This is a genomic window from Bradyrhizobium sp. USDA 4502 (genome assembly GCF_054063355.1).
In genome coordinates, this window is the sequence record NZ_JBSSGF010000001.1 from 8,704,991 (window position 1) to 8,722,305 (window position 17,315).

The window sequence follows — 17,315 nt, forward strand, 5'->3', positions numbered from 1 at the left end:
ACTTTTCTGGTTGCGGTCAGGATGGGCGCGGATCAGACGCCCGGCAACTCAAGAAATCAGGCAGGGAACTCAGGCGTTCAAAAGCTTCATCGCCGCTTCATGCACGCGCGGGTCGCCGGCCGCGATGATCCGGCCGCCGCTTTGCGCCGGCTTGCCGTCCCAGGTGGTGACGACGCCGCCGGCGCCGGTGACGATCGGGATCAGGCCGGCAATGTCGTAGGGCTTCAGCTCGGTCTCGACCACGAGGTCGAGATGACCGGCGGCGAGCATGCAATAGGAGTAGCAGTCGCCGCCATAGCGCGACAGGCGCGCCGTATTCTCGATACGGCCGAAGCGGGCGCGGTCATCCGGATTCATCAGCAGCGGGCTCGTGGTGAAGACGGTCGCTTCCTTCAGCGAGGCGCAGCGCCGCACCGAGAGCCGCCGTTCGCCCGACGGGCCGGAGTAGTGCGCCGAGCCGTTGTCGCCGGAGAAGCGCTCGCCGATATAGGGCTGGTGCATCATGCCGAATACCGGCGTACCTTTGTGCAGCAGCGCGATCAGCGTGCCCCAGATCGGAAAGCCGGCGATGAAGGATTTCGTGCCGTCGATCGGATCGAGCACCCAGACATAGTCGGCGTCCTCGCGCTCATTGCCGAACTCTTCGCCGACGATGCCGTGCTGGGGGAAGTTCGACTTGATCAGCCGCCGCATCACGGCTTCCGCCGCCCGGTCGGCCTCGGTGACCGGATCGAAATCGTTCGAGCTCTTGTTGTCGACCGAGAGCGAGGTGCGGAAGAACGGCAGGATGGTTTCGCCGGATGCGGTCGCAAGGCGGCCGATGAAGGCGGTAAAGTCGATGACCGTCACGGCATGTCCCTGAACTGCGCAAACGACGCGGTAGAAATCGGATGCGGTCTTGCCTAGCTCAATCCGGCGCGGCGCGCACGATTAACGGAGTGTTATCCAGCCCGGTGACGCGGTTCCGGACTTTCGATTTGGCTTCGGATTCGAAAGCGCCCGGGGTCTCGGTCTCGATCACGAAGTTGCGAATTCTGGTATACAAGCTATGCGCAGAGCGCCGACCGCTCGGGGCTTTCCTTGTAAGATATTGATCCTACATACGGAAAGCCGCTCCTGCCGGCCTGTTGCAGTTTCGCCAGACTTTCCAACATTACCCAAGAAATGTTTCGAAAGTTCTTGCGTTTTGTGCAGCGCGGTCGCATATTGTTGCGGTGCGGTAGCGCCTCGCGCTATCGCTGCCCTCCTTGGGCGTTTCCTCCCTAGACTTGGGCCGCTTGTTCATTCAAGCGGCCCTTTTTTCTTGGCTCATTGCTTCCGCGCGTGAACACGGAATCCAGTTTCGCGTGAGGCCCAGTCGCCGACTGAATTCCATATTCACGGCTTCGGTTGGCAACCGCAGTCCCGGCCGAACCGAGCGCTACTCCGCGGCCGCCTGGAACGGGCCGAGATCTCCGAACGGGATTTTCGCCAGCGCATCCGCCAGGGTGGCAAAGTCGGCGGCCACCTGCGCGAAGCGCGGGCCGCGCTCGCGGCGGCGCTCATCCATATAGACCGCGCGGTTGAGCTCGATCTGCACGGTGTGCAGGCCGCTCGCCGGATTGCCGTAATGCTCGGTGATGAAGCCGCCGGCATAGGGCTTGTTGCGGCCGATCGAATAGCCGAGCGAGCTCATGATCTCCTCGACGAGGTCGGGCAATAGCGGCGCACAGCTCGTGCCGTAGCGGTCGCCGATCACGACGTCGGGCCGGCGCGGCTCGTCGCGCGACACGCCGACCGACGGCATCGAGTGGCAGTCGACCACCATCACCGCGCCGAACGCCTGGTGCGCCTTGTTGATCAGCCGGCGCAGTGCGCGGTGATAGGGCTTGTAGAGCACCTCGATCCGGCGCAGCGCCTCGTCGACGTCGAGCCGCTCGCGATAGATCTCCTGGCCGTCGCCGACCACGCGCGGGATGGTGCCGAGGCCGCCGGCCACCCGCATCGAGCGCGTATTGGCAAAGCTCGGGAGCCGCCCGGTGAACATGCGCGGGTCGAGCTCGTAGGGCTCGCGGTTCACGTCGACATAGGAGCGCGGGAAGTTGACCCGCACGATCGGAAAGCCGCGATCGCTGAGGCCCGCGATCAGCTCGTCCATGAAAGAGTCTTCGGAGCGGCGCAGCGACACCACATCGATTCGCGACGCGTCGAGGAATTCGGCCGGATAGACCGAGCCCGAATGCGGGGAATTGAAGATGATCGGCGCGCGCCAGGCCTGCGGCTCAACGATCTCGAACGGGGGCGACAACTCGCCAGCAAATTCGGTCATTCTCTTGGCGCCGTCCCTTGCGTCCGCCTCGCCCCCGCAGCAACTGAGTCTGCCGGAAAAGCGGAGATTTATGGGCACGCATTGTCGGTAATCGCGATCATTCTGCCAAGTGAAAAGAGTGTGGTTTCAGCTGGAACGCGTCTTAAAAGCAGCAAATGCGGCACCCGGTTGATTCGATGTCTGGTTCGGTCCACAAATGGGTGGCGCGCATTTGCCGCTGGCTTGACGCAAATTTCACCCGAAATTTACCGTCTGTCGGGCTTACTGTTCGGACTGCTCCTCAAGCCGGATTCGACGATTCCTGCCATGCCGAAAATACTTCTCGCCGAAGACGACACCGATATGCGCCGCTTCCTGGTCAAGGCGCTCGAAAACGCGGGTTTCAAGGTCTCGCCGCACGACAACGGCATGTCGGCCTACCAGCGGCTGCGCGAGGAGCCGTTCGAAATGCTGCTCACCGACATCGTGATGCCCGAGATGGACGGTATCGAGCTGGCGCGCCGTGCCTCGGAACTCGATCCCGATATCAAGATCATGTTCATCACCGGCTTTGCCGCGGTGGCCCTCAATTCCGATTCGGAGGCGCCGAAAAACGCCAAGGTGCTGGCCAAGCCCGTGCACCTCAGGGAATTGGTCAGCGAAGTGAATAAGTTGCTGGCGGCCTGATTCGCCAAAAAACCTTCACTTTGTATCCTTGCCTGCCCCGCCGCCGTCCGTTATAGGGACCCGATCCAAATACGCTTTGGGTGCGTAGCTCAGCGGGAGAGCACTACCTTGACATGGTAGGGGTCACAGGTTCGATCCCTGTCGCACCCACCATCCTTCGCTCGCGAAGCGAGAGAAGGATGCCGCGCCGAAGCCCAACGGGCGGAGGCGGGCCTGCGGCCGCGAGCTTCGGCTCGGCAAGCCACGCTTTGGAATGACGTGGCGGCGACTTCTGATTCAACCAGTCAAACAGCCAAGCTCTCGGTGTCATCATGCGTGCATGCAGGTGATCCGGTATTCCAGAAACAACAGTGCTTGAACCGAGGGGCCGCGGCTCCCTCCAGGCGTCGTCCCTGCGAAAGCAGGGATCCATACGCCGCGGCGGACGTTGTCGGCGGGACTCGTCGTTCCAACGATGCCCAACAATCAGCATTCGTGGTTATGGTCCCTGCCTTCGCAGGGACGACACCGAGTGTGTTGCGCTGTCGGTCATGCCTTCGCATTCTCGCGCCATCATTACCGGAGGACACCGACCACCAGGTGTGAGTTTGTCGCCGCTATGGAGGGCGGTCGGACGGAAGCTGGTAGCGCCACGTTTCGCCAGCGAGAACCCCGCGCTGCCGACGCACAACGGAGGGCCATTCGGAGCGAACCACGCTGAGGACCGCAGCATCGGCGGACGGCTCTTCATCGGCTGCGAAATATGCGCGAAGTCTGCCTTCGCAGCGGAAGCCGAGGTTGGCGTAGAGATCAAGCATATGCCTCCGGCGCCAGTCCAGATGCACCTCGGCCCGCTCGACGACGAGCACCTCGAACGCATACCGCGTCATCAGATGTGCAACGTGACTGACGAGCACGGCCTCGTCCAGTCGTCCGACGGTCCAGATCGGAGCGAAGGTCGCCCGCTTCTCGTGCCGGTCGATCGCGCCGAACCCGGAAACGCCGAGAAGGTCTCCCGATCCAGCGGCCTCGATTGCGAACGCGGCCGCGGTGTCGACCTGGTCCCATGCCGTCGCCGGGCGCGCGGTATTCGGCCGGTCAGATGTCCCGCGATCGAGCCGCCGCAGCATGGCTGCCTCGCGAAGCTGCTGCGCGCGCGAAGTCTCCGGGCCGGTGATCCTGGTCAACAGGATGCGGTCGGTGGCGAAGCTTGCATGGTTGCTCGACGGGTACATGCCGTATTGACGCACCCGATGCGCATGCCGTCAAATGACCGGAACGCCAGTTCATATGCAAATTGGTCATGCCCCTGAATCCAAGACATGTTGACCTGTTTCGAGAGGTCGTGCGCCACAACGGAATCACCAAGGCCGCCTTGAGCCTTCGGGTGGGGCAGCCTTTCATCAGCCGCGCGATCGCACGTCTCGAGCGCGAGATCGGCTTTGCGTTGTTCGAACGCGGGCGAGGCGGCGTCACGCTGACGCCGGAAGGCGAGATATTCCTGCGCGAGGTCGAGAGAAGCCAGGCCGGCCTCGAATATCTGGCGCGCGCCGCGCGCGGCATTCGCGAGCGTGGCAGCGGGACGCTCAGGATCGCATGTCTTCCGGCGTTCACCTATTCGTTGATGCCGCAGATCGTCAGCAGCTTCCTGAGGAAGAATCCCGACATCGTCGTATCCGTGGCCGTCCACAGCCCCGAGCGCGTCTGGAGCCTGGTGGCCTCGGGACAATGCGACGTCGGGCTGGCGCGGCCGCAGGCGGGGTTTGCCGCGGTCGACGACGAGCTCCTCATGACAACGGAGGCGGTCTGCGTCCTGCCCCGCCAGCACCGGTTGCGCTCGAAGCGATCGATCTCAGCGCAAGACCTGCGGGGGGAGCCCATGATCGCAGCTTCCCCGAGCGCACCGCATCGATCCCGCTTTGAACGCATCCTCGATGAGGCCAAGGTTGAGATCAAGACGGTCGCGGAGATCCAGTACAGCATGCAGCGTTGTGCCCTGGTTGCGCAGGGACTGGGTTTCTCGATCGTCGACCCGATCGTGGCCCGGGATTTTGCAAGCTCCAGAATCGTCCTCAAGCCGTTCGTGCCGCGGCTGGAGATCGCCACCATGTTGCTGCTTCCTTCGCAGCGACCGCGAAGCCGTCTCGCACTTCAATTCTGCGATCTGCTGCGCGCTGAAACCGCGCAGTACAGGAAATCCGCGCGCGTGCAGGCTTGAGCAGCAGCGGCAGGGTTTTCTCTCGCATCGCGCGCGGCATGACCTCGCGGGACGGCGCGAGCCGCCTGCGACGCTTCGCTTGCTCGGCGCGCTGTGCTCGCCGAAAAAATTCGTCGGGCAGTCGTGACTTTCGTCATCTCGACGCTCATATGTGAATGCCGCAGCGTGCGCGCGCATGTACGCCTCGCGCGTGTTCGATTCGTACGAATGCATTCACGTCGCACGCGGTGGATTGCCGCATGATTGGGCAAGAGCGCTCGCAATGCGGCCATGCGTGGGATTCTCGATATGTCATCTACCGTGCTTAGGTCGCGCCTTTGCAGCGACATGCGTTTCGTCCAGGCGCGGAGATCGAGAAAATTTTCCGAAGACTCCGCGATGATGCGTTGCCCGATCGCATCGCATGAACGCAATTTTGGATTTCTGCACGACGCGCGTTGCCGCCCCTCTGGTTCTCGCGCAGATTGTTCTCTAGATCAGTCAAGCCGATCCGTGACGGAGCATCCGAGCCGGACACGGCAATGACGCGACAATGATGAACGCCATGTGCGAGCACGACTGCCAGAGGAACCTGCGTCAACCCTATCAGGAGCGGCCGGCGTAAGCCGTCGATGTCCGAATCCCGAATTGCCTCTTCCTTGTCTCCCCGAAATTCGCCGGTCTGTGAGCGGCCGGCGACGCAACCTTGGGAATGCGCCTCCGTTGAGCCAACGTTCGTCGTTCGCGCCAACGGGGCACGAAAGTACATGCAAGAAGACGACAAGACGCCGGCACGCGCAGCGCAGCTCCTGGAACACGTTCCTTTGCCGCGCGAGCCGCGGAACATCAGGGATCTAACCCCCGCGCCGCCGCGGCGGTTCTCGACACGACACTATCCGCCCTCGGAGCAGTTCGAGGTCTGGAAAACGCGGATGGCTTCGCTGGTCGACGTTACGCCACCGGAAGGTCATAGCCCTGCGCACGGGTTCCTGGTGGAGTACCTGACCTGCAACATGGCCGATGTCGTCTTCACGTCGGGGCGATTCGCCGCGCAATCATTCGCCCGCGTCATCAGACCGTCGCATGGCGCGCCCGTCGATATCTGGTGGCTGTACCGGGTGCGCTCCGGCGAAGCCCGCTTCGAGACCGCAGAGCGGCGGATTCACGCCGGGCCGGGCGCCATGTTCCTGATCTCGCTCGATGAGGATTTCCGCGGCAGCATCACGGACTATGACGGCCTGGTGCTGGGCTTGCCGCGCCAGTCGTTCGCCGGTGTGGCCGATCAGCTCGACGCTGTCTGCAATATTCTACTCGAAGGCAATCTGATCGAATTGTTGGCCGATTATCTCGACCGAGTCGAAACGCGCATCACCCTGATGTCCGCGGAGGAGTTGAGGCAGGCGGGGCGGGCGACCGCGCAGATGATCGCCGCGTGCATCCAGCTCTCCTCGGATCGGCTGGAGCAGGCACGCGGCGCGATCGAGTCCGTGCTGTTCGAGCGGGCGCGTCTTTATATAGAGTCGCATCTCGCCGACTTCGACCTGACGCCGGACCGCATCGCGCAGCAATTGCGGATCTCGCGTTCTGCCCTCTACCGTGCATTCGAGAGCGTCGGGGGCGTTGCCGGCTACATCCTGCGCAAGCGGCTGCGCGCGGCACATGCAGAACTCGTCTCGTCCGCCGACAGGCAGGTGCAGGAGATCGCCTATCGCCACGGCTTCAAGCTGGCGTCCGATTTCACCCGCGCCTTCCGCCGCGAATTCGGCGTCAGCCCGCGCGAGATGCGCGAACGCATGCGCCGTCGATCAACCACCGGTTGAGATGCGCACAAACAACTCATGGTGCATCGAGCAAATCATTCAACTTGTGAGACGATCTGCGTGTTATTTGGACGGCCTGCTGAGTGACGTTGTCAAATATGTGTCTATCATTTTTGTTTATGACGACTCGGGGCAAATTGGTGGGGCAGTCGAGCGAGCGCTGGGTGGCAAGATGCGCTCGTTGAGTTCGACACATCATCGGCCAGGACCGGAAGGCGAGCGCACGTCGCGCGGTCTTCACATCTCCACATGCGCTCCCAAGGGACGCGCATGTCGGTACAGTCCGCGGCATGGCTCCCCCGACGTCTTTTCAAGATGTCGCAAAGGGGACGCACCATGGCCATCGCACGCAATTCAACCGAATCGCTGACGCGTCAGGGCCGCGCCGGCTTCGTCCGGAGCTGGGTCGCAACGGGCGTTGCGGGCAGCCGTTCGCTGCGGCGGCGGTTGCTGGCGGTGTTGCGGTTGGCGCACCGGGTTTTGGGTGTGAAGCGCGATCGGCTGGGACTTGGTGCGCTCGGCGGCGGCGGGCGAGCGTCGGCCGTTGCCGTGACGCTTGGTGCATTTGCTGTCGTCGTAGTAACCGCCTCGGCCGCGAGCGCCGGAAGCGTACAGCTTGGTGGTGGAACTGCGACCGGCACCGATTCCGTGGCGATCGACACCAATTCGTCGGCCAGCGGCCTGCGCGCCATCGCGATCGGGAGTGGAGCAAACGCAGCCGGGCTGGATGCAGTTGCCCAAGGCACCGGCACCAGCGCCGGCGCCCAGAACGCCATCGCGATCGGTTTTCAGTCGATCGCTTCACAGCTAAACTCTCTCTATCTCGGGTCGCGTACGGCCGCGGGAACCGGCGCGCTCGCTACGAGCGCCATCGGCATCGGCACGGATGTGACAGCATCCCAGGTCGACGCCATTGCGGTTGGACGTTCATCCGTTGCGTCTGCACAGTACTCGGTGGCGCTTGGCCTGAACGCGAAGGCAACAGGCACTGGCGGTGCAATGGCGCTGGGCCAGGGCACGGTCTCGAGCGGCGTCAATTCGGTCGCGCTCGGTGTTCAAGCCAATGCCACCGGCGCCGGCACGAGCGCCCTGGGCACATTCGCCAGCGCCACCGGGGGCAATGCCACCGCGGTCGGCGTCAGCTCCTTGGCGAGCGCCAACTATTCGTGGGCCGGAGGCTGGGCATCCGTTGCCTCGGCGGACAGCGCGACTGCTCTTGGCAAGCAGGCGACCGCGTCGGGGATCAACTCATTCGCCGGAGGCAGCTCCAGCAACGCAGCCGCAGATTTTGCCGTGGCTGTGGGCAATCAGGCGCAAGCGCTGAGCACGGGTGGTTCGGTTGCGATCGGATCGGGCGCAATCGTCGCCAACGCCGCGACCGGCGGCATCGCGATCGGCAACAATGCGGCATCCGCCGGCATCAGTTCGATCGCAACCGGTGTTGGGGCCAGTGCCGCCGGCACAAGTTCGCTGGCGATCGGCACTGCCTCAAATGCGAGTGCCGCCGCCAGCACTGCGATTGGCAACACGGCCGTTGCCAGCGGCCAAAACTCTTCCTCGTTCGGGTCTGGAGCGCACGCGACGGGAGACAATTCGCTCGCGGCCGGCGTCAGCGCCAGCGCCAGCGGAATCGCCAGTACCGCACTCGGCATCGGCGCCAAAGCATCGGCCACGAGCGCAATCGCCGTTGGCAACAATGCGGCGGCCAGTGCCGCCAATGCTGTCGCCGTGGGCACCAATGCGACGGCCTCCGGCGGGCAGGCCGTTTCGATCGGCGCGAACAACACCGCCTTTGGCAACGGCGCCGTGGCGATCGGCGATCCCAGCTATGCCAGCGGCACCGGCGCCTTCACCGGCGGCGCCAACAACATCGCCAACAGTGACGGCACGGCCAGCGCCACCGCCGCCAACCAGGCCAACGGCGCCGTCGCGATCGGCAACAACAACAAGGCGATCGGGCAGGGCTCCGTGGCGCTCGGCAATGGCTCGACGGCTGGCGCCGCCGGACTTGCCGGCAATATCGCGCTGGGCAACGGCGCCACGGCGGCGGCAAGCTCCGGCGATGTCGCGCTCGGCTCCGGCAGCGTCACCGCTGCCGCCGTCAACACGCCGAACACGGTGATCAACGGCACCACCTACAGCTTCGCCGGAACGACAGCGGTCTCGACCGTCAGCGTCGGTACGGTCGGCGCGGAGCGCACCATTACCAATGTCGCGGCGGGCCGCATCAGCAACTCTTCGACGGATGCGATCAACGGATCGCAGCTCTGGGCCACCAACCAGGCGGTTGACGGCCTCGCCACCACCGTCAACAACATCAACACCGGCGGCGGCATCAAATATTTCCACGCCAATTCGACGCTGGCGGATTCCTCCGCGGCGGGGACCGACTCGGTTGCGATCGGACCGGTGTCGACCGCGACCGGCAGCGGCTCGGTGTCGATCGGCAACGGCGCCAACGCCGCGAACGCCAACGACATCGCGCTCGGCTCGGGCAGCCAGACCAGTGCGGCGGTTCAAACTGCCAGCATCGTCATCGGCGGCAACACCTACAGCTTCGCCGGCACCACCCCGACCTCGACGGTCAGCGTCGGCTCGGTCGGCAATGAGCGCACCATCACCAACGTCGCGGCGGGACGGGTCAGCAACGGCTCGACCGATGCGATCAACGGCTCGCAGCTGTTTGCCGCGACGTCCGCGATCGACAGCCTGTCGACCGTCGTCAGCAACGGCCTGACGCATTATTATGGCGTCAACGACGGCGGCACCCAGCAGGCCAACTACAACAACAACGGCGCGACCGGCGTGAACTCGATGGCGGCCGGCGTTGCCGCCTCAGCGACCGCGACGAACTCCACCGCGCTCGGCTTCAACACCCGGGCGACGGTGGATGGCGGCGTCGCGATCGGCTCGGGGTCGATTTCCAACCGCGCGCTCGCGCCGGCTTCCGGCACGATCGGCGGCACCATCATCCCCTACAACACCACCGATCTCGCGCTGCTCGGCGCGGTGTCGGTCGGCAACGCGACGAGCTACCGGCAGATCACCAACGTGGCCGACGGCACCCAGGACAGCGACGCCGTCACCGTGCGGCAGCTGACCGGTGCGCTGACGTCGTTCGCGACCACGACGACGAAATACTTCCACGCCAACTCGACGCTCGCCGACTCGCTTGCGGTCGGCAACAATTCGGTCGCGGTGGGCCCTGCGACCGTGGTCAATGGCGACAACGGCATCGGCATGGGCTTCGGCGCAACCGTGGCGCAGACCGCGCCCGGCGGCATCGCGATCGGCCAGAATTCGGTGTCCAACTTCGCCGATTCGATCGCGTTCGGCACCAATGCCCAGGCGAGCGGCGTCCAGTCGGTGTCGATCGGCGCCGGATCCCAGACCACCAACCCGACCAGCGTCGCGCTCGGTCCGAACGCCAAGGCGACGGCGCAGGCCGGCGACGTCGCGCTCGGCGCCAATTCGACCACCTCCACTGTGGTCGCGACTTCGAGCACCCTCGATCGGCGGCACCACCTACAACTTCGCCGGCACGACGCCGACCTCGACCGTCAGTGTCGGCAGCGCCGGTGCGGAGCGCACCATCACCAACGTGGCCGCGGGCCAGATCACCCAGACCTCGACCGACGCGATCAATGGCTCGCAGCTCTGGGCCACCAACACCTCGCTCGCCGCTCTCTACACCACGGTGAGCAACATCTCGACCGGCGGTGGCGGCGTGAAATATTTCCACGCCAATTCGACCGCGGCGGATTCCATCGCGACCGGCGCGGAGAGCGTCGCGATCGGGCCGCAGTCGGTCGCGAGCGGCGCCAATGCGATCTCGATGGGCAACGGCTCGGCCGCATCGGCCGACAATTCGGTCGCGATCGGTGCCGGCGCCAAGGCGACGGCGGCCAACTCGCTGGCGCTCGGTGCCAACGCCGCCACCACGGCCAATCTGAGCGACGCGGCCTATACGCCTGTGGTCGGCAAGAGTGTCGCAGGGGTTGCGACCGGCGAAGTGTCGGTCGGCTCGTCCGGCGCCGAACGCCGCGTCACCAACGTTGCCGCGGGCTCGGCGGCGACCGATGCGGTCAATGTCAGCCAGCTCCAGGCGGTTGCGTCGAGCTCGATCCGCTACGATACCGACGGTTCCGGCAACACCACCAACAAGCTGACGCTGAACAGCGGCAACGGCGCGCCAGTGACCATCAGCAACGTGGCGCCCGGCGTCCTCGGCACCGATGCGGTCAACGTCAATCAGCTCAACAGCGCGTTCCAGCAGCTCAACGGCCAGATCGGCGAGGTGCGGCAGGACGCCTGGCGGGCGGCCGCGATCGGCATGGCCGCCGCATCGCTGCGCTATGACGACCGGCCCGGCAAGGTGAGCGCCTCGGCGGGCGGCGGCGTCTGGCGCAGCCAGGGCGCGCTCGCCTTCGGCATCGGCTACACCAGCGAGAACGGCAAGCTGCGCACCAACGCGGCGGCAACCACCGCCGGCGGCGACTGGGGCGTCAGCGCCGGCGTGAGCCTGACGCTCAATTGACCCTGACGTCGACGAGGCGGCTGGCGTGTCTGGCTTTGATGATCTGGCTCGGGGCGGCGGCGAGCGCCGCCGCGCAGGGCGCGCCGCCTGCCGCCTACGCCGTGAAGCCGTCGGACGTCGTGGTGCCGGAGGGCGAGACGCTCGGCGAGTTCAGACGGATGATCCAGCCGTTCAGGAACTGGACCCTGATTTGCGACGAGAGTCTCAAATCGAAGCGCCGCGTCTGCAACGTCACGCAATCGATCGTCAACGCGCAGGGCGCGGTCGCCTTCAACTGGTCGCTGATCGCGACCGCCGACGGCAAACCGCTGATGGCGATGCGGATACCCGCGGCCGCCGGGGTCGGTGCGCAGATCGAGCTCGCGCTGGGCGACAGTCCGGACCGCATCGTCACGCAGACCGATCGCTGCGATGCCAGTTTCTGCTTCGCCACGGTCGCGATCGGCAACGTGCTGAGGCGGCACATCCGCGCGGCGACGCCGTGCCGCGTGTCCTATCAGCTGCCGCAAGGGCCGATCGTGCTGGAGGCGCCGCTGGACGGACTGTCCGGCGTGCTCGCGAAGCTGAAATGAGACGACAGGCTGCATGCGGATCCGGAAGCCGGAGCGACGCATCGGAGTGCGGGACGAGAGGATGAATACGCCGATGCGACTGAAGACCCCCATCCTGATTTTCACGGCGGTCGTCGTGGCGGCGCTCAGTGCGGCCGGCGTCGTGGGCTATGCCCAGCAGATGCAGCCGGCCCAGTCGCAGCCGATGCCGCTGCAGCCGGCGACGCCCGCGCCGGCCAAAAAGCCCGCCGTCGCCGCGAAGCCGCAGCCGCACAAGCAGCGTCCGCAGGAAGCGCCGACGCCGCCGTCTGCCGCGGCATCCGTTCCGCCGCAGCAGGCGGGCCAGCAACCGACCGTGTTCGACGAGCACGCGCGGCAGGGCAACATCGTGACCTGCGCCAATCTGTTCGGGACGCTCGGCCGCGGCCTCGCGATGAACTCCAGCTACACCGCGCAGTCGCAGTGGGACGCCAAGGCCGGCAATTCGCATTCGGTGCAGTCGCTGGTCGCGCTCGCACCTAACCAGGCCAGCCAAGCCACCCCCGCCGCCAATCAGCAGGCCGCCGGTATCGTGTTTGCCGCGCCGGTTGGATCGTCCTGCGAAGGCAATCTGGTGCGGGTGACGCCGCGGACGGAGAGCTGTTCGACGGTTGCCGCCGAACTCGCCAAGCTCAACGGACAGACCGGCGCGCTCGGTGATCTCGCGACGATGGCGCTGCCGAACGGCGCGCAGGTGGTGCTGATTCCGTTAGGCAACGCCTGCGTCGCGGTGACCGCGCTGCGGGTCGCCGGGTAACGCTGCCGCTCAACCCGGTCGACCCTTGTCGGCCTCTTGCCGGCGCCAGTCAGCTCGGCTGGCCGCGCCGGGTTGCTCTGGCCGATCTCACCAATGACGCCAGCGATGATGCCAGCGCGGATAGCCGCCGCGATAATAGGCGTATGCCGGCCGCACCACGTGACGATAGCGGTAGCCGTAATAGGCCGGCCGGTATCCGCTATAATATGTCGTGGTGTAACCGCCGCCCCAACGATACGGCGCAGCGTAATAGCCGTCGTCATAGGCGTAGCTGCCGTACCCGTAATAGGCGGGCGAATAGCCGTAACCGTAGCCGTAGCCGGGGTAGCCGTAACCATAGGAATAGCCGGGATAGCCATAGGCTGACGAGGCGAGGCCGCCGACGACTGCGCCGGCAATCAATCCGCCTGCGAGCGCGGCACCCCACCCGCCGTGTCCCCACCGTGCTTCGGCGGGCGCCGGGGCTGCGATGGCGCTCACCCCAAGCGCACCGACGGTTGCAAGAACAAGGCCTGTCTTCCTCATGGGATCCTCCTCGATGATAGTTGCCCAGCCGGTCAACGGGGCAGGGGGGCATTGGTTGCGAATGGCCGCGCGCCTGCAATGAACCTGGGCCTGCAACAAGCCTGGCGGCGAGGTGGGCGCAGTGGTGCCGCCGTTGACGGGGAATCAAATGTTCAAGGGCGAACGGAACCGGTTCCGATCCTCCGCCGGTCGCAGCGAATGATGATCCGCGGGAACGCGCTGAACATCGACGTGACGGCGAAACCACGCTTGATTTCAAAACGGGAAAGCGCGGCCATCGGTTCCTGCAGCTTGATCGCTCGGCAGTTCCCTTGGTGCGAAATGTCGCGTCGCGCCGGCATCTAGGAACGGTGCGGGCGGCGACGCTGTTTCCTCACAAGGCAGGTTCACCGGTGAGTCGCGCGCGCCGCTGCGTCGTGTCGCTCGCCGGCTTTGTTGGAACGCGGCCACGGCGCGGAGCGCGCCAGCCATTTGGCGCCAAGCTTCGCAATCCGGCCAGCCGCTAGACTGCAGGAGGAATCGGTAATGCAGAGTAAGATGATGAAGAGCAAGTTTCTGCTGACGACGGCCGTGCTGTTGGCCGGCGTCAGTCTCGCTTCGGCGCAGAGCATGCGCGAGGGCGGGGGCGGCATGGGTGGTGGCGGAAGCGTCGGCGCGGGCGGTGGCGGTAGCGAACACGGCCGCTCCGCAGGCTCGCCGGCCGGCAGTTCCGGCGGCGCAATGCATGGCAGTCCCGGGGCATCGCGAAGCGAAGGGCGAAGCGAAGGCATGACGGCCGGTCGCGGCCAGGGTGGCGCACGAGAAAGCCAGGGCGCACGAGAGAGCGGCAGGGCTGAAGGACAGATGGGCCGCGGTGCGGCCGAGCGCAGCCAGACCACCGGCCAGGCCCGCGAGAGCGGCCGCGCCGAGCAGGGTCAGCGCAGCCAGAGCAAGCAAGACCAGAGCAAGCAAGAGCAGACCGTCGGCCAGAGCCGAAACCAGCGCGAGCAGATGGGCCGATCTGAATCCCGCGAACGCGGCAACGCCACGACGCGGCAAAGCCAGCAGCAGCAGGAGAATCGCGCCAATACTGCGAACCGCAGCCAGGGCACCACGACCGGTCAGGGGACGGCTCAGGACAAGGCTCAAGGCCAGACTCAAGGCAAGGCGGGCACGACGACCGGCCAGAGCACGACCACGGACCAGGCAAAGGGCGCCAACACGACCACCGGCCAGGGCACAACGGCGGCCCCGAATACGCGAGCCGGCCAGACCACGGGCGCGGCCGCTCCGCAGTCCGGCACGACGCAAAACCGGATGAACTCCGGACAGACCACCGGTCAGGCCCAGGGACAAACCGGGACAACCGCTCAGACCCAGGCCCAGTCGAACGCCACGGTCCAGACCGAGGCTGGGCGCACCGTGACCGCGCAGCAGCAGAGCACGATCCAGCGCTCGGTGCTGTCGGCGCGTAACGCACCGCGCGTCAATGTCAGTACGATCAACTTCGCGGTCAATCCGGGCGTGGTGGTGCCGCGGAGGTTCAACGCGGTGTCGGTCGCAACCTTCCCGGCGCTGATCGATGCGTTCCCGTATTATCGCGACGATAGTTTCTTCGTCGTCGAGGATGAAGTCGTGTTCCTCGATCGCGAGCGCCGCGTCGTCGACGTGGTCCCGGTCGGACCGCGGACGCGCTTCAGCCATCGCGGCGGCGGTGGTGGCGCTAGCGTTGCGATGATGGACCTGAACCCGCAGCAGATCCGCGAGGTGCAGCAGGTGCTGATCGACCGCGGCCTGCTGGTCGGCGAGGCCGACGGCGTATTGGGATCGCGGACCCGCGAGGCGCTGATCACCTTCCAGCGTCAGGAAGGCATCACGACCAGCGGCAGCGTCGACACGCGCACGGTGACCGCACTCGGCCTGTCCGACAGAATCGGTCAGGGCGCGGGCGCATCGTCGACGGTCGGCCAGAGCCGCACCCAGCAGAACACGACTGGACAGACGACCGGTCAGACCAACGCGCCGCAGAACCAGTCGACCGGCCAGACCGGCACTCAGCAGCCTGCCCAGCAGAACACGACCGGGCAGACCACGGGTCAGGCGAACTCGCCGCAGAACCAGTCGACAACCGGCCAGAGCGGAAATCAGCCGTCCGCTCAGCAGCAGGCTCCGCAGCAGAATACGACGGGCCAGGCTGCACCGCAGAACCAGTCGACCGTCGGTCAGGGCAACGGCAATCAGTCAAATGCCGGCCGGGACACGCAGTCCAGCCAGCCCAACCAGAACAACAACCCGCCGTCGTCAGGCTCAGGCCAGAGCCCGCAGACGCCGGCGCAAAACTCCGATCGGAAATAGGATCTCTGTGCAGGAGCCCCGCTGCAGAGCGGGGCTCTTTTTTTGCGATCTTGCGATCAGTCTTTTAGTTCGGAATTCGGCACCAGGCCGAACCGGCCGTGCAATCCGCGCCAGAGGCCGGCGCACAGAACGCTCAGAAGCTTGCGCATCGAACTCCCCTCGACATCAACCATCGCGCGATCCTGCTGATGCCGGTCGCGAAAGGACAGAGCCAATTCTGAGCAGGTCTGCGCAATCTTTAAGCAAGACACTGTCGTGGCCGCGCCCGCGCGCGCGGAAAAATCTCATGAGATTCAATTGCCGGACCGCTGGCACGCCTCGTGCATCAATGGCGTCGAGTTGGCCGCTAGGGTTCCGATCTTGCGAAGCAAGGTGCTGGTCCGAGAGCAGCCGCTTGCGGGGGAGACATCCCCGCAGGTGCACGGCGGGATAAAAGCCCGGGAGACCTCGTCAGCCAAGGGATTGGCGGAGCGATGGTCTTTTCGCCAGTCCCTTTTTGTGAAATTTCGCAAGAGGGATCGGCAATGAACAAATTCGTTTTCTTCCTTCGCTCTGTTGTCATCGGCTGCGCGGTCGTGCTGGCGGTTGCGCCTACGGCCGACGCCGCGCCGAAGAAAAGCTTCAAGGTCGCCTGGTCGATCTATGTCGGGTGGATGCCGTGGGGCTATGCGGCCGACACCGGCATCGTCAAGAAATGGGCCGACAAATACGGCATCGCGATCGAGGTCAAGCAGTTCAACGACTACGTTGAATCGATCAACCAGTACACCGCCGGCGGCTATGACGCCGTCACCATCACCAACATGGACGCACTCTCGATTCCGGCAGCCGGCGGCGTCGACACCACCGCGGTCGTGATGGGCGATTTCTCCAACGGCAACGACGCGGTGATCCTGAAGAACAAGAGCGACCTCGCCGCGATCAAGGGCCAGACCGTCAACCTGGTCGAGTTCTCGGTGTCGCATTATCTGCTGGCGCGCGCGCTCGAGACCAGCAAGCTGAGCGAGAAGGACGTCAAGGTCATCAACACCTCCGACGCCGATATCGCGGCCGCCTACAAGACGCCTGACGTCAGCGCGGTGGTGACCTGGAATCCGATCGTGACGGAAATCCTCGGCTCGCCCGACGCGAAGAAGGTGTTCGATTCCTCGCAGATCCCCGGCGAGATCATGGACCTGATGGTGGTGAACACCGCAGTCGCCAAGGACAATCCGGATTTCGCCAAGGCGCTGGTCGGCATCTGGTACGAGACGCTGTCCAAAATGACGGCGAACGATGCCGCGGCGAAGGCCGCCAAGGAGGCGATGGCCAAGGCCTCCGGCACCGACCTCGCCGGCTTCGACAGCCAGCTCTCGACCACAAAACTGTTCGACAAGGCAACCGATGCCGAAGCCTTCACGCGCAGCCAGACCGTCGGCGTGACCATGGATCGCGTGCGCAAATTCCTGTTCGAGAAGGACCTGCTCGGCAAGGGCGCGAAGTCGGCCGACGCGGTCGGCATCGAGCTCGCCGACAAGTCGGTGCTCGGCGACAAGTCGAACGTCAAGCTGCGCTTCGACCCGACCTACATGGACGAGGCCGCCAAGGGCAAGCTCTGACGCC

The 17,315-nt window shown here is 65.2% G+C and carries 12 protein-coding genes, 1 tRNA gene, 1 pseudogene and 1 riboswitch; of the genes and pseudogenes, 9 read left to right on the plus strand and 5 right to left on the minus strand.

Annotation, left to right across the window (positions count from 1 at the left end):
* Positions 1-69 precede the first annotated feature (69 nt).
* Positions 70-849 carry a histidinol-phosphatase gene (hisN, locus tag ACVW1B_RS40625; RefSeq protein ID WP_456777748.1) on the minus strand — a complete coding sequence of 260 codons (780 nt, stop codon included), beginning with the start codon at positions 847-849 and terminating at the stop codon, positions 70-72.
* A gap of 571 nt (positions 850-1,420) precedes the next feature.
* The gene (locus tag ACVW1B_RS40630) at positions 1,421-2,308 is read right to left on the minus strand and encodes an N-formylglutamate amidohydrolase (protein WP_456777747.1); all 888 of its coding nucleotides are present in this window, start codon (positions 2,306-2,308) and stop codon (positions 1,421-1,423) included.
* A gap of 306 nt (positions 2,309-2,614) precedes the next feature.
* Here ACVW1B_RS40630 and cpdR point away from each other — a divergent pair, with 306 nt between their 5' ends.
* Together cpdR and ACVW1B_RS40640 are read left to right on the plus strand one after the other, a co-directional pair.
* A complete protein-coding gene (gene cpdR / locus ACVW1B_RS40635; RefSeq protein ID WP_016843340.1) occupies positions 2,615-2,974 on the plus strand; it encodes a cell cycle two-component system response regulator CpdR in 360 nt (119 codons plus the stop codon).
* Between the two features lie 78 nt (positions 2,975-3,052).
* Positions 3,053-3,127 (plus strand) — tRNA-Val (locus ACVW1B_RS40640).
* A 443-nt stretch (positions 3,128-3,570) separates the two neighbouring features.
* Here the strand turns inward: ACVW1B_RS40640 and ACVW1B_RS40645 are convergent.
* Complete coding sequence (locus ACVW1B_RS40645) at positions 3,571-4,083, minus strand: GNAT family N-acetyltransferase (protein ID WP_456822924.1); 513 nt, start codon at positions 4,081-4,083, stop codon at positions 3,571-3,573.
* A 173-nt stretch (positions 4,084-4,256) separates the two neighbouring features.
* On the opposite strand from ACVW1B_RS40645, the gene ACVW1B_RS40650 reads away from it, so the two are divergent.
* The 5 genes and pseudogenes from ACVW1B_RS40650 (at position 4,257) to ACVW1B_RS40670 (ending at position 12,854) form a co-directional block, all read left to right on the plus strand.
* Positions 4,257-5,171, plus strand: a complete 915-nt coding sequence (locus tag ACVW1B_RS40650) for a LysR substrate-binding domain-containing protein (protein WP_253609803.1) — start codon at positions 4,257-4,259, stop codon at positions 5,169-5,171.
* A gap of 746 nt (positions 5,172-5,917) precedes the next feature.
* Positions 5,918-6,970, plus strand: coding sequence for a helix-turn-helix domain-containing protein (locus ACVW1B_RS40655; protein WP_456777723.1), 1,053 nt, complete (start codon positions 5,918-5,920; stop codon positions 6,968-6,970).
* A gap of 336 nt (positions 6,971-7,306) precedes the next feature.
* Positions 7,307-11,507: pseudogene (locus tag ACVW1B_RS40660) on the plus strand (beta strand repeat-containing protein).
* A 38-nt stretch (positions 11,508-11,545) separates the two neighbouring features.
* Entirely contained in the window at positions 11,546-12,079 is a 534-nt protein-coding gene (locus ACVW1B_RS40665) for an invasion associated locus B family protein (protein WP_456822925.1), read from the plus strand.
* A gap of 73 nt (positions 12,080-12,152) precedes the next feature.
* The gene (locus tag ACVW1B_RS40670; RefSeq protein ID WP_456822926.1) at positions 12,153-12,854 is read left to right on the plus strand and encodes a hypothetical protein; all 702 of its coding nucleotides are present in this window, start codon (positions 12,153-12,155) and stop codon (positions 12,852-12,854) included.
* A gap of 87 nt (positions 12,855-12,941) precedes the next feature.
* Here the strand turns inward: ACVW1B_RS40670 and ACVW1B_RS40675 are convergent, their stop codons facing one another.
* Positions 12,942-13,379, minus strand: a complete 438-nt coding sequence (locus tag ACVW1B_RS40675; protein ID WP_253604434.1) for a hypothetical protein — start codon at positions 13,377-13,379, stop codon at positions 12,942-12,944.
* 152 nt (positions 13,380-13,531) lie between these two features.
* Positions 13,532-13,657: a hypothetical protein gene (locus tag ACVW1B_RS40680; protein ID WP_456777720.1), complete on the minus strand. Its 126-nt coding sequence runs from the start codon at positions 13,655-13,657 to the stop codon at positions 13,532-13,534.
* Positions 13,658-13,904: 247 nt separating this feature from the next.
* On the opposite strand from ACVW1B_RS40680, the gene ACVW1B_RS40685 reads away from it, so the two are divergent.
* Both ACVW1B_RS40685 and ACVW1B_RS40690 read left to right on the plus strand, forming a co-directional pair.
* The gene (locus ACVW1B_RS40685; protein ID WP_456777719.1) at positions 13,905-15,713 is read left to right on the plus strand and encodes a peptidoglycan-binding protein; all 1,809 of its coding nucleotides are present in this window, start codon (positions 13,905-13,907) and stop codon (positions 15,711-15,713) included.
* 335 nt (positions 15,714-16,048) lie between these two features.
* Positions 16,049-16,159: riboswitch (guanidine-I (ykkC/yxkD leader) on the plus strand.
* A gap of 78 nt (positions 16,160-16,237) precedes the next feature.
* Complete coding sequence (locus ACVW1B_RS40690; RefSeq protein WP_456777718.1) at positions 16,238-17,311, plus strand: putative urea ABC transporter substrate-binding protein; 1,074 nt, start codon at positions 16,238-16,240, stop codon at positions 17,309-17,311.
* Positions 17,312-17,315: the final 4 nt, after the last annotated feature.

Coding starts and splice junctions, on each gene's coding strand:
- ACVW1B_RS40630 (WP_456777747.1), bottom strand. CDS start 2,308: ATGACCGAATTTGCTGGCGAGTTGTCGCCCCCGTTCGAGATCGTTGAG.
- cpdR (WP_016843340.1), top strand. CDS start 2,615: ATGCCGAAAATACTTCTCGCCGAAGACGACACCGATATGCGCCGCTTC.
- ACVW1B_RS40645 (WP_456822924.1), bottom strand. CDS start 4,083: ATGCTGCGGCGGCTCGATCGCGGGACATCTGACCGGCCGAATACCGCG.
- ACVW1B_RS40650 (WP_253609803.1), top strand. CDS start 4,257: ATGCCCCTGAATCCAAGACATGTTGACCTGTTTCGAGAGGTCGTGCGC.
- ACVW1B_RS40655 (WP_456777723.1), top strand. CDS start 5,918: ATGCAAGAAGACGACAAGACGCCGGCACGCGCAGCGCAGCTCCTGGAA.
- ACVW1B_RS40665 (WP_456822925.1), top strand. CDS start 11,546: ATGATCTGGCTCGGGGCGGCGGCGAGCGCCGCCGCGCAGGGCGCGCCG.
- ACVW1B_RS40670 (WP_456822926.1), top strand. CDS start 12,153: ATGCGACTGAAGACCCCCATCCTGATTTTCACGGCGGTCGTCGTGGCG.
- ACVW1B_RS40675 (WP_253604434.1), bottom strand. CDS start 13,379: ATGAGGAAGACAGGCCTTGTTCTTGCAACCGTCGGTGCGCTTGGGGTG.
- ACVW1B_RS40680 (WP_456777720.1), bottom strand. CDS start 13,657: ATGGCCGCGCTTTCCCGTTTTGAAATCAAGCGTGGTTTCGCCGTCACG.
- ACVW1B_RS40685 (WP_456777719.1), top strand. CDS start 13,905: ATGCAGAGTAAGATGATGAAGAGCAAGTTTCTGCTGACGACGGCCGTG.
- ACVW1B_RS40690 (WP_456777718.1), top strand. CDS start 16,238: ATGAACAAATTCGTTTTCTTCCTTCGCTCTGTTGTCATCGGCTGCGCG.